The organism is Nocardiopsis potens DSM 45234, from assembly GCF_000341105.1.
GTDB classification, from domain to species: Bacteria; Actinomycetota; Actinomycetes; order Streptosporangiales; family Streptosporangiaceae; genus Nocardiopsis_A; species Nocardiopsis_A potens.
Map to the genome: position 1 here is coordinate 100,438 of NZ_ANBB01000054.1, position 10,985 is coordinate 111,422.

Below are 10,985 nucleotides of genomic sequence, written 5' to 3' on the forward strand. Positions count from 1 at the left end.
AGGCGGTGGTCGTGCTGCCGGCTCGGGGTACGCGCTCCAGGATAGACGACGCGCGGCGGCGCCCCTGCGTCCGCTTCCGCGGCCGGGAGGCGCCGCCGGCTCACCGTTCGTCCAGGACCGCCAGGGTGCGCAGCCGGTTCAGCGCCCCGGCGACCTCGTGCCGGCGCGGCACGGCGAAGTCCCCGCTGTGGCCGCGGCCCAGCACCGCCGCGCCCCCGGTGCCGCCGTCGCCGTCGTCGGCGAGCAGCCGGTCCAGGCCGTCCAGCGCCTCGGCGAGGGTGCTCCGGCCGTCCAGCAGGCCCCGCTCGGCCATCAGCCGCATCGCCAGGCCCACCCCGATGAGCTGGCCGGGGTCGACCAGCTGGGTGAGGCCGCGGACGTCGATCTCGCTCTCGCCGAAGGTGAGCACGTCCATGTCCCGGCGCTTGATCCGGGTGCGGCCGCGGGCGGTGGCGTCCACCGAGCGCGGGTCGACCACCCGGTGCGCGGGCGGGGTGAAGCGGGCGTCGGTGCGCGGCGCGGCCAGCGCCGCCGCCCGCTCGGTGACGTCGTAGGGGCGGTAGCCGTCCAGCATGACGACCCGGTCGGCGACGTCGAAGTAGTCGCCGCTGCCGCCCATCACCAGCACGGTGGAGACGCCGTGCTCGCGGTGGAGCGGGCGGACCAGGTCGACGAAGGGGGTGAGCGGCTCCCGGTCGCCGTGCACCAGCTTCTGCATCCGGGCGTCGCGGATCATCAGGTTGGTGGCGGTGGTGTCCTCGTCCACCAGCAGGGCGGTCGAGCCGGCCTCCAGCGCCTCGGCGATGTTGGCCGCCTGGGAGGTGGAGCCGGAGGCGTTGCCGGTGCGGAACCGGGAGGTGTCGGCGCCGGTGGGCAGGTTGCGCACGAACGCGCTGACGTCGGTGCGCTCGACCCGGCGGCCCTCCTCGGCGCGGATCTTCACCGCGTCGGCCCGGGTGGCCACCAGCTCCCGGCCGTCCCCGGGGACGTGGTCGTAGACGCCGCGCTCCAGTGCGTGCAGCAGGGTGGACTTGCCGTGGAAGCCGCCGCCGACGATCAGGGTGACGCCCTCCGGCACGCCCATCCCGGTGACCTCTCCGGCGTGCGGCAGCCGCACGGCGGTGCGCAGCTCCTCCGGGGAAGAGAAGGGCACCGCCTCGCCGTCCATCGGGCGGTCGCTGACCCCGCTGGCGCGGGGCAGCACGGCCCCGTCCGCGACGAAGGCGACCAGGCCCAGCCCGGGCAGGGCGGCGCGGAGCGCGGTGGAGTCCTCCACGGTGTCGGCGAACCGCTCGGCCTCGGCGGTGTCCAGCGCCTCCCAGCGCAGCGCGTCGACCATCTCGGGCAGCCGCTCGCAGAACTCGCGGCGCGCCGCGCGGCCGTCGATCCGCCGGCCGTGCCCGGGCAGCTCGATGCCGAGCCGGAGCAGCAGGTCGCCGCCGGCGATCCGGCCGGAGGCCCGCTCCAGGACCTGCTGGCCTCCGGCGTCGATGCGCAGCCGCGCCCCCTTGAGCCGCCGGTGGGCCGTCCGGACCAGGTAGTCGGCGGTGGCCCGGCGGCGGGCCGGGGCGCGCCAGGCGTGCTCGGGCAGCCCGACCAGGTCGGCGGGGACGTGCACCGCGATGCGGGAGGGCGGCGCGAACGGGTCGGCCTGGACCCGCTCCACGGTCAGCGTGAAGTCGCCGAAGTCCCAGTCGCCGGAGAGCGACTTGTAGCGGCCGTAGGACGCCCCGTCCATCCGCTCCAGTTCCTCGGCGAGCCGGTCGGCGTCCCGGCGGCCGCGGATCTCCGGGCGCTGCGCACCGGATCCTCCGCCCCACCGGCCGCCCCGTCCGCCGTGCCGGCGCTCTGCCCCGCCGCTTCTTCCCGGCATGGATGCGTTCCCCCTGCTTCCGCTCGGTTCGGTCGGTCCCGCCTGCGGATGCTATCCCTCGGAGCGGCCCTGCGGGGACGCGCCGGGAGAGTGTCGAAGGAAGCCGGTGAAGCGCGGCACGATCGGCAGGCCCTGCTCGGCGAGGGCCTCGCGGAGTCCGGGGTCGGGGTCGCCGTAGACGGTGAAGTCGTGGATCTCGCAGTGCTCCATGACGCCGCGGATGTAGGGGTCGGACATCCGCCAGTGCGCGCGGACCGCGTCAGAGTCGGCGTAGAGCTGGAAGCTGTGCGCGAGCATCCGCGGCTCGTCGATGAAGACCTCCACCATCAGCTGCGGCCCTCGGCCCTGCACGAAGGCGACGGCGCGCTCGATGGCGGCGCGGAACTCCGCCAGGTGCCCGTCGAGGACGCGCATGGTGTTGTGGAAGAGGAGCACGTCGCCGAGGACCGCTCCGGCGGCCTCGGCCGCCGCGCCCGCCGTGTTCGCTGCCTTCTCTGTGTTCTCTGTGTTCTCCGTGTTCGCCATGGCAGAGATTCTGGAACTTCGAGTTAACTGGAGGTCAACCGGTTCCGCAGGCCGCCCCTGTGTCCCCGCTCTCATTCCCCGGCCCCGCACGGGAGAAGGCGGGCAAGAGAAGAGGGGCGCGGAGCGTGCGCTCCGCGCCCCTCTCGGGTGCCGGTCCGGGTCAGGGCCTGCCGGGGCCGTCCGGGGCCGGCCCGGCCGGGGCCGGGTCCTCCGGTCCGGTCGGCGGCTCCTGCACGCCCGGGGCCGCGGCGGCGTGCGCGGAGGCCTTGCCCCTGCGCGCGTTCCGCCGCTCCAGCCAGATCGCCAGCCTGCTCAGCGAGATGTTGATGACGATGTAGATGGCCGCGGCGATGATCGCGGCCGGGATGACGTTGCCGTACCGGGTGCCGATCAGCGAGAAGCCGCGCAGCAGCTCCGGGAAGGCGATGATGTAGCCCAGCGCGGAGTCCTTCAGCAGCACCACCAGCTGGGCGACGATCGCCGGCATCATGCTGGTGATCGCCTGCGGGATCTGGATCAGCCAGAGCACCTGGGTGCGCCGCATGCCCAGCGACTCGGCCGCCTCGGCCTGCCCCTTGGGCACCGCGTTGATGCCGGCCCGGAACACCTCCGCCAGCACCGACCCGTTGTACAGGGTCAGGCCCACGACCACCGCGGCCAGCGCGTCGACCTGGAAGGTGCGCGGGGGCAGCGGGTCCGAGCCGATCGCGGTGAGGAACTGGTTCACCGCCAGCGGCAGCGCCATGGTGAAGAAGATCAGCATCAGCAGCGGGATGCCTCGGAAGAACTCCACCACCGCGCCGCTGATCCACCGGATCGGGGCGTGCTGCGAGAGCCGGCCGATCCCGAAGACCAGGCCGAACAGGATGGCCAGCACCGCCGCGTACAGCGCCGCGGTCAGCGTGTTCTGCAGGCCGGGGATGATGTAGCCGGTCCAGGTCTCCGCGACCAGGAACGGCGCCCACCGCTCGGCCGCCCACTGCCCCTCCGGGTTGACCTGCCAGGCCTCGGGGCTGCTCAGCGGCGGCGAGCCCTCCCCGAAGGACCGGTTCAGGCCCAGGTAGATCAGGGCGAGCAGGACCAGGCCGGCCAGCACGGTGACGACCGAGAAGACCCGGCTGCGGGCCCGGGCGCGCGGCCCGGGGGCGTCGAAGAGGACGTTCTGTACGGTCATCGTGCCACCGCCACCCGCTTGCTGAGCCAGCCGAAGAAGAAGCCGGTGGGCAGCGTCAGGATCAGGAACCCGAGCGCGAACCCGATGAACGTCGGGATGACCGGTGCGATGCCCTGGTCGAACATGAGCTTCATCTGCCGGGACGCCTCTTGTACGCCCAGCCCCGCGACGGAGGCGATCGTGGTGTTCTTGGTCAGTGCGATGAGCACGCTGCCCAGCGGGCCGACGACGCTGCGCAGCGCCTGCGGCAGCACGATCAGCCGCAGGTTCTGGGTGAAGGTCAGGCCCAGCGATCGGGCCGCCTCGACCTGGCCGAGCGGCACGGTGTTCACGCCGGCGCGCAGCGACTCGGAGACGAAGCAGGCGGTGTAGGCGGACAGTCCGATGACCGCCCACCAGAAGACGTCCCACTTCACCGAGTCGGCGAGCGCGACGCCCAGTGCGCTGTTGATGCCCAGGCCGCAGAAGAGCAGCACCAGGGTGAGCGGGGTGTTCCTGATCCCCTCCACGTAGACGGTGGCCAGGCCGCGCATCATCGGGACGGGGGACACCCGCATGGCGGTCAGGACGACGCCCAGGATGAACGAGAACAGGGCGCTGCACAGGGTGAGTCGGACGGTCCAGGAGAATCCGTCGATCACCTTGTCGAGATTGCCGAGAAAGGCTTCCATGGTTCCCAGCCGGTCACGGCCCCGGCCGGAGCCCTGGGGGCGGCTCCGGCCGGGGCGACGGGTCTAACGGTGTCAGGCGCAGCCCTCGGGCTCCGGCTGCTCCTCGGAGAAGGCGAAGTCGGTCTCGCCGAAGGCGGTGTCCAGGTATTCGACGGCCTGGCCCTCGTCCCACATCTTGGTGATGGCCTCGTTGACGGCCTCGCAGCGCTCGGTGTCGCCCTTGGGCAGGCCGACGCCGTACTTCTCCTCACCGAACGGCGCGTTCACCATCTTGAACTCGTCCGGGCTCTGCGCGGCGAACCCGGCGAGGATGGTGTTGTCGGTGCTGACCGCGTCCACGGTGCCGTTGGACAGCAGCTCGATGCACTCGGAGTAGTTGCCGGCCTCGCGCAGCTCGGCGCCGATCCCCATGTCCTCGGTGATGTTGTTGGCCGAGCGGGAGCCGGAGGCCGAGCAGAGGACCTTGCCGTCCAGGTCCTCGGGGCCCTTGATGTCGTCGTTGTCCGCGGCGACCAGGATGTCCTGCTGGGCGACGTAGTACGGGCCGCCGAAGTCGACGAGCTCCTTGCGCTCGTCGGTGATGGAGTAGGTGGCGATGACCATGTCCACCGTGCCCTGCTGGAGGAAGGTCTCGCGGTTGGCCGAGGCGGCCTCGGTCCACTCGATCTGGTCGGGCTCGAAGCCCAGCTCGCCGGCGATGTAGGTGGCGACGTCGACGTCGAAGCCGACCGGGTTCCCGCCCTCGTCCAGGCCGAGGCCGGGCTGGTCGTACTTGACGCCGATGGTGATGGTCTCGCCGCCACCGCCGCCGTCGCCGCCGCCCATCTCGGCGCCGCCGCACGCTCCGGCGGCGAGCAGCAGGGCGGCGCCCGCCGCGACGGTGGTGCCGATTCTGCTGATTCGACGGACTCTCATGTCCGGGTACCTCTATTCCTTGTTCGCTCGGCCGGGACGAGGACTCGAAGGCCCCGGGCCGTCAGTGGCTCAGGATCTTGGACAGGAAGTCCTTGGCCCGCTGGGAGCTCGGGTTGGCGAAGAAGTCGTCCGGGGCGGCCTGCTCGACGATCTCGCCGTCGGCCATGAACACCACCCGGTTGGCGGCGCGCCGGGCGAACCCCATCTCGTGGGTGACGACGATCATCGTCATGCCCTCCGCGGCCAGCGAGGTCATCACGTCCAGCACCTCCTGGACCATCTCCGGGTCCAGGGCCGAGGTCGGCTCGTCGAACATGAGGACCTTGGGCTCCATCGCCAGGGCGCGGGCGATGGCGACCCGCTGCTGCTGCCCGCCGGAGAGCTGTGCCGGGTACTTGTTCGCCTGGTTCGCGATGCCGACCCGGTCCAGCAGCTCCAGCGCCCGCTTCTCGGCGGCCGCCTTGCTCTTCTTCCGGACCTTGATCGGGCCGATGGTCACGTTCTGCAGCACCGTCTTGTGCGCGAACAGGTTGAACGACTGGAACACCATTCCGACGTCGCTGCGCAGCCGGGCCAGCCCGCGGCCCTCTTCCGGGAGCGGGACGCCGTCGATGGTGATGGCGCCGCCGTCGATGGTCTCCAGCCGGTTGATGGTCCGGCACAGGGTCGACTTGCCGGAGCCGGAGGGGCCGATCACGACGACTACCTCGCCGCGTTCCACGGAGAGGTCGATGCCACGCAGCACGTGGAGTTCGCCGAAGTGCTTGTCGACGTTCTCCAGGGTGACGAGCGGAGTTGCGGTCATAGCGGGGAACCTAGTGGTCGAGGAGTCGGTTGTCAGTACGGTGCGGAGCCGTTCCCGCTGGTAGTAGCCGATTCGTTACCGACATTCCGGTCTTTCCCTCCGTTGGTCACCCACCGCTTCCGCCCCCGGACCGTGCGCCGCCGCAGACGGATCCAACGGGGGCGAGTGCCCGTCTTCTACCCCTTCGGCCGTGCCCGCTCACGGCCGCGCCCATCACGGTTCGGCCGCATCCGGCCGCCCCATGTCCGGCTCGTCGAGGATGAACATGGTGTGCGTTCCGACCACTTCGGGAATGCGCTGCAGCCGCTCCAGCACGAAGGTGCGCAGCGCCGCCGCGTCGGCCACCCGCACCAGCAGGATCAGGTCGACGTCGCCGGAGACCAGCGCGGCGTGCTCCACCTCGCCGATCTCGCGCAGCCGGTCCCGGAACGGCTCCCAGGAGTCCTGCCGGATCCGCACCGACACGTAGGCGGCCAGCCCGTAGCCGCACTTGTCCGGGTCGACGACCGCGGTGAAGCCGCGGATGACGCCCTCCCGGCGCAGCCGGTCCAGCCGGGAGTAGGCGTTGGCGCGCGAGACGTGCGCGCGCTCGGCGAGCGCCCGCACCGACATCCGCCCGTCCGCGCGGAGCAGCTCGATGATGGTCCGGTCGACCGCGTCCAGCTCGACGGCCATGTGTCTCCCCTCACACCGTCCGCATCGTGGACGGCCCGGACGATCGGCCGGAATCGGGCCCGCTCAGAGCCATCCGTCCAGACTCCGGAGCGGGATATGGACACTATTGCGTGACGAAGCCCATATTCAAGACATGAAGCCCAGCCGCACCGCCCACGCCACGGCGCAGGCTCCGCCGCTTCCGTCCGCGGAGCCGATCGCCCTCGTCGACCGGACCGGCCGGCGCACCGGCCAGAGCGCCCTGGCAGGCCCCGACCAGGACGTACTGACCGAGCTGCTGCGCGGGATGGTGGTCGGCCGGCGCTTCGACCGCCAGGCCGGCGCGCTCGCCCGCCAGGGCCGGCTCGCCGTCTACCCCTCCTCGCGCGGCCAGGAGGCCTGCCAGGTCGGCGCCGCACTGGCACTGGGCGGGCGGGACTGGCTCTTCCCCACCTACAGGGACAGCGTCGCCCTGGTCACCCGGGGCGTCGACCCGGTCGAGGTGCTCACCCTGCTGCGCGGGAACTGGCACAGCGGCTACGACCCGCACCGCCACCGGTGCGCGCCGCAGTGCACGCCGCTGGCCACCAGCGCCCCGCACGCGGTCGGGCTGGCCTGGGCCGCCCGCCGGGCCGGGGAGGAGGCCGCCGCCCTGGTGCTGATGGGCGACGGCGCGACCAGCGAGGGCGACGCGCACGAGGCGTTCAACTTCGCCGCGGTGTGGCGGGCCCCGGTGGTGTTCCTGGTGCAGAACAACCAGTGGGCGATCAGCGTGCCGGTGCACAAGCAGAGCGCCGCGCCGACGCTGGCCCACAAGGCCGTCGGGTACGGGATGCCCGGCCTGCACGTGGACGGCAACGACGCCGCCGCGGTGTACGCCGCGGTGGGCGGGGCGCTGCAGGCCGCCCGGGCCGGCGCCGGTCCGGCGCTGATCGAGGCCCGCACCTACCGGATGGACCCGCACACCAACTCCGACGACCCCGGCCGCTACCGGGATCCCGCGGACGACCGGTACTGGGCCGAGCGCGACCCGGTCGACCGGCTGGAGGCGCTGCTGCGCGCCGAGGGCGCGGTGGACGACGCCGCGATGGAGCGGTTCGCCGCCGAGGGCGAGCGGCTGGCCGCCCGGGTCCGGGAGCGGATGGCGGCCGAGGACGACCTCTCCCCCGGCGACCTGTTCGAGCACGTCTACGCCTCGGTTCCGGAGCACCTGCGCCGGCAGCGCGAGGACCTGTCGGCCGCGTTCGGGGAGGACTGACCATGGCGGAGAGCACCACTCTGGGCAAGGCGCTCAACCGGGCGCTGCACGACGCGCTCGCCGAGGACCCCTCGGTCGTGGTCTACGGCGAGGACGTGGGTCCGCTCGGCGGGGTCTTCCGGGTCACCGACGGGCTGACCGCCGAGTTCGGCGAGGACCGCTGCTTCGACTCGCCGCTGGCCGAGTCGGGCATCGTGGGCACCGCGGTGGGCATGGCGATGTACGGGCTGCGCCCGGTGGTGGAGATGCAGTTCGACGCGTTCGGGCTGCCCGCCTTCGAGCAGGTCGTCTCGCACGTGGCGAAGATGCGCAACCGCACCCGGGGCCGGCTGGAGCTGCCGATGGTGATCCGGGTGCCCTACGGCGGCGGCATCGGCGGGGTGGAGCACCACTCCGACTCCTCCGAGGCCTACTACACGCACACCCCGGGGCTGCGGGTGGTCACCCCGGCCACCCCCTCCGACGGCTACTCGCTGCTCCGCGAGGCCATCGGCAGCCCCGACCCGGTGGTCTTCCTGGAGCCCAAGCGGCGCTACTGGGCCGCCGAGGAGACCGCGCTCCCGGTGCGCACCGAGCCGATGGACCGGGCGGTGGTCCGCCGGGCCGGCCGCGACGCCACCCTGATCGCCTACGGGCCGATGACCGCGACCGCGCTGGAGGCCGCGGACGCCGCCGCCGGGGAGGGCCTCTCGGTGGAGGTGGTCGACCTGCGCACGCTGAGCCCCTTCGACGACGCGACGGTGGCCGCCTCGGTGCGGCGCACCGGGCGCGCGGTGGTGGTGCACGAGGCCTCCGCCTTCGGCGGGTACGGCGCCGAGGTCGCGGCCCGCCTGACCGAGCAGTGCTTCCACCACCTGGAGGCACCGGTGCTGCGGGTCTGCGGCCTGGACGTGCCCTATCCCCCGCCGAAGCTGGAGGAGTACCACCTGCCCGGGGTCGACCGCATCCTGGACGCCTTCGACCGGCTGCAGTGGGAGCGGGAGTGGACCTCCACCGGCCCGGCGGAGGTGCGCGGATGAGCGGCGAACCGCGCGTGTTCGACCTGCCCGACCTGGGCGAAGGGCTGACCGACGCCGAAGTGGTGGGCTGGCTGGTCCGGGTCGGCGACCGGATCGCCGTGGACCAGCCGGTGGCCGAGGTGGAGACCGCCAAGGCCGCCGTGGAGGTGCCCTGCCCCTACGCCGGCACCGTCGCGGCGCTGCACGCCGAGGCCGGCCAGGTCGTCGCGGTGGGCGCCCCGCTGATCAGCATCGACGCGGAGGAGCCGGCCCCCGGCCCCTCCGCCCCGGACCACCCGACCGGCCCGGCCTTCACCGAGCCCGGGGTCGTGGTCCCCGAGGCCCGCACACCGGACCCCGGTCCGGGCGGCAACGGCGCCGCCCGGACCGCGGAGGGGTCCGGCGCGGTCCTGGTGGGCTACGGCACCGGTACGGCCGCGCCGCGCCGCCCCGGCGGCCGCCGCAGGCGCCCGGCGCCCGGCGCCGCCCCCTTCCGGGGCGCACCGGGGGGCGGGGCGGGGACGACGGAGTCCCCGGCCCCCGCCCCCTCCTCCGGCGGCCCGGTCCCGGTGGTCTCCCCCCTGGTCCGCAGGCTGGCCCGGGAGAACGGGGTGGACCTGCGCGCGCTCGCCGGCAGCGGCGGCGGCGGGCTGGTGCTCCGGCGCGACGTGGAGGCCGCCATCGCCGCGGCACACCCCCCGGCCCCGGCCCCGGCCTCCGGGCCTGCGGCGCCCGCCGGGGCGCCGGGCGAGGAGCGGATCCCGCTGCGCGGCGCGCGGGCCGCCATGGCCGAGCGGCTCTCCCGGTCCCGCCGGGAGATCCCCGAGGCGACGGTGTGGGTGGACGCGGACGCAACCGGGCTGGTGGAGCTGCGCCGCCGGCTCAACGCCGCCGCGCCGGACCGCCCGGTGAGCCTGCTGGGCCTGCTCGCCCGGTTCTGCGTGCTGGGGCTGTCCCGGTTCCCCGAGCTGAACTCCTCGGTCGACACCGAGCGCGCGGAGCTGGTCCGGTTCTCCCACGTCAACCTGGGCTTCGCCGCGCAGACCCCGCGCGGGCTGGTGGTCCCGGTGGTCCGGGACGCGCACCGGATGAGCGCCCGGGAGCTGTCCGCCGCGATCACCCGGACCACCGAGGAGGCCCGGAGCGGGCCGCTGCCGCCGGAGCGGCTCCGCGGCGGGACGTTCACCGTGAACAACTACGGGGTGTTCGGCGTGGACGGCTCGGCCGCCGTCATCAACCACCCGGAGGCCGCCATCCTGGGCATGGGCCGGATCGTGCAGCGCCCGTGGGCGGTCGACGGCGCACTCGCCGCGCGCCCGGTCACCGAGCTCACCCTCGCCTTCGACCACCGGGTCTGCGACGGCGCCGCCGCCGGCGGCTTCCTCCGCTTCGTCGCCGACTGCGTCGAGGACCCCTCCCTGCTCCTCGGCGACCTGTAGCCCCGGCGGGGAGGGGTGCGGTTCCCCCCTCCCCGCCGGGCCCCACAGGACCGGAGTCCAGGCAGCCGGCGACGGCACGGACAGGGACGAGACAGGACGGGACAGGACGGAACAGGGCAGGGGTGGTCGCCCGGGTGCGGTGCCCCACGGGGCGAGGGTTAAAGCCGGCAGCGACGGCGAGGAGGGGACCGGCCGGTCGGTCCGGTGCAGCGCCTCGCAGAGCGAAGGTTCAGACGGGCGGCAACGGCAGAGGAAGGGGCAGGGCCGGGCGCCCTGGCCGGGCGCGGCGCCTCGCGGAGCGGAGGTTCAAGCAGGCGGCGAGGGCAGCAGCGGGGACCGGCCGGTCGGTTCGGCGCGGCGCCCCGCGGAGCGAAGGTCCAAGCGGGCGGCGACGGCGAAGGCAGGGGCGGGGCGGAGGCGGTCGCCCGGGCGCGGCGTCTCGCGAGGCGGGGTTCAAGCAGGCGGCGAAGTCGGGAAGGGGAACCGGCTGGTCGGTCGGGCGCGGCAGAGCAGGGAGGGGCGGCCGGGGCGGGCCGGGGGCGGGTTCGCCGTTCCCGCGTCGCCCGGGCGTCGGAGCCGGCCGCCTCTGAAACCACTGCACCTCCCCGACCTGGGCGAATACGCAGGGTGATGGTGGGGTGGGGTGCCCTGCGCACCGCGAGAGCACCCCGGT

The 10,985-nt window shown here is 73.9% G+C and carries 10 protein-coding genes; 3 read left to right on the forward strand and 7 right to left on the reverse strand.

Annotation, left to right across the window (positions count from 1 at the left end; genetic code table 11):
* Nucleotides 1–100: 100 nt before the first annotated feature.
* From D459_RS0122110 to D459_RS0122140, 7 genes are all read right to left on the reverse strand, one after another.
* The gene (locus D459_RS0122110) at nucleotides 101–1,873 is read right to left on the reverse strand and encodes an ABC-ATPase domain-containing protein (protein WP_017595193.1); all 1,773 of its coding nucleotides are present in this window, start codon (nucleotides 1,871–1,873) and stop codon (nucleotides 101–103) included.
* Between the two features lie 51 nt (nucleotides 1,874–1,924).
* Nucleotides 1,925–2,398: a hypothetical protein gene (locus D459_RS0122115; protein WP_017595194.1), complete on the reverse strand. Its 474-nt coding sequence runs from the start codon at nucleotides 2,396–2,398 to the stop codon at nucleotides 1,925–1,927.
* A gap of 160 nt (nucleotides 2,399–2,558) precedes the next feature.
* Nucleotides 2,559–3,572, reverse strand: coding sequence for an amino acid ABC transporter permease (locus D459_RS0122120; RefSeq protein ID WP_017595195.1), 1,014 nt, complete (start codon nucleotides 3,570–3,572; stop codon nucleotides 2,559–2,561).
* Nucleotides 3,569–4,243: an amino acid ABC transporter permease gene (locus tag D459_RS0122125; RefSeq protein WP_017595196.1), complete on the reverse strand. Its 675-nt coding sequence runs from the start codon at nucleotides 4,241–4,243 to the stop codon at nucleotides 3,569–3,571. The genes D459_RS0122120 and D459_RS0122125 overlap by 4 nt, the downstream gene beginning before the upstream one ends.
* Nucleotides 4,244–4,315: 72 nt before the next feature.
* Nucleotides 4,316–5,158 (reverse strand): glutamate ABC transporter substrate-binding protein, encoded by an 843-nt coding sequence (locus D459_RS0122130; protein ID WP_017595197.1) that lies wholly within the window; start codon nucleotides 5,156–5,158, stop codon nucleotides 4,316–4,318.
* Nucleotides 5,159–5,219: 61 nt separating this feature from the next.
* Nucleotides 5,220–5,963, reverse strand: a complete 744-nt coding sequence (locus tag D459_RS0122135) for an amino acid ABC transporter ATP-binding protein (protein ID WP_017595198.1) — start codon at nucleotides 5,961–5,963, stop codon at nucleotides 5,220–5,222.
* A 213-nt stretch (nucleotides 5,964–6,176) separates the two neighbouring features.
* Nucleotides 6,177–6,638 carry an Lrp/AsnC family transcriptional regulator gene (locus D459_RS0122140; protein ID WP_017595199.1) on the reverse strand — a complete coding sequence of 154 codons (462 nt, stop codon included), beginning with the start codon at nucleotides 6,636–6,638 and terminating at the stop codon, nucleotides 6,177–6,179.
* A gap of 133 nt (nucleotides 6,639–6,771) precedes the next feature.
* Between D459_RS0122140 and pdhA the strand changes: the two genes are divergently transcribed.
* The 3 genes from pdhA to D459_RS0122155 are packed head-to-tail and all read left to right on the forward strand — an operon-like array spanning nucleotide 6,772 to nucleotide 10,312.
* Nucleotides 6,772–7,875 carry a pyruvate dehydrogenase (acetyl-transferring) E1 component subunit alpha gene (pdhA, locus tag D459_RS0122145; protein ID WP_017595200.1) on the forward strand — a complete coding sequence of 368 codons (1,104 nt, stop codon included), beginning with the start codon at nucleotides 6,772–6,774 and terminating at the stop codon, nucleotides 7,873–7,875.
* Nucleotides 7,876–7,877: 2 nt separating this feature from the next.
* Nucleotides 7,878–8,894: an alpha-ketoacid dehydrogenase subunit beta gene (locus tag D459_RS0122150; RefSeq protein ID WP_017595201.1), complete on the forward strand. Its 1,017-nt coding sequence runs from the start codon at nucleotides 7,878–7,880 to the stop codon at nucleotides 8,892–8,894.
* On the forward strand, nucleotides 8,891–10,312 hold the full coding sequence (locus D459_RS0122155) for a dihydrolipoamide acetyltransferase family protein (protein ID WP_017595202.1): 1,422 nt from the start codon (nucleotides 8,891–8,893) through the stop codon (nucleotides 10,310–10,312). The genes D459_RS0122150 and D459_RS0122155 overlap by 4 nt, the downstream gene beginning before the upstream one ends.
* Nucleotides 10,313–10,985: the final 673 nt, after the last annotated feature.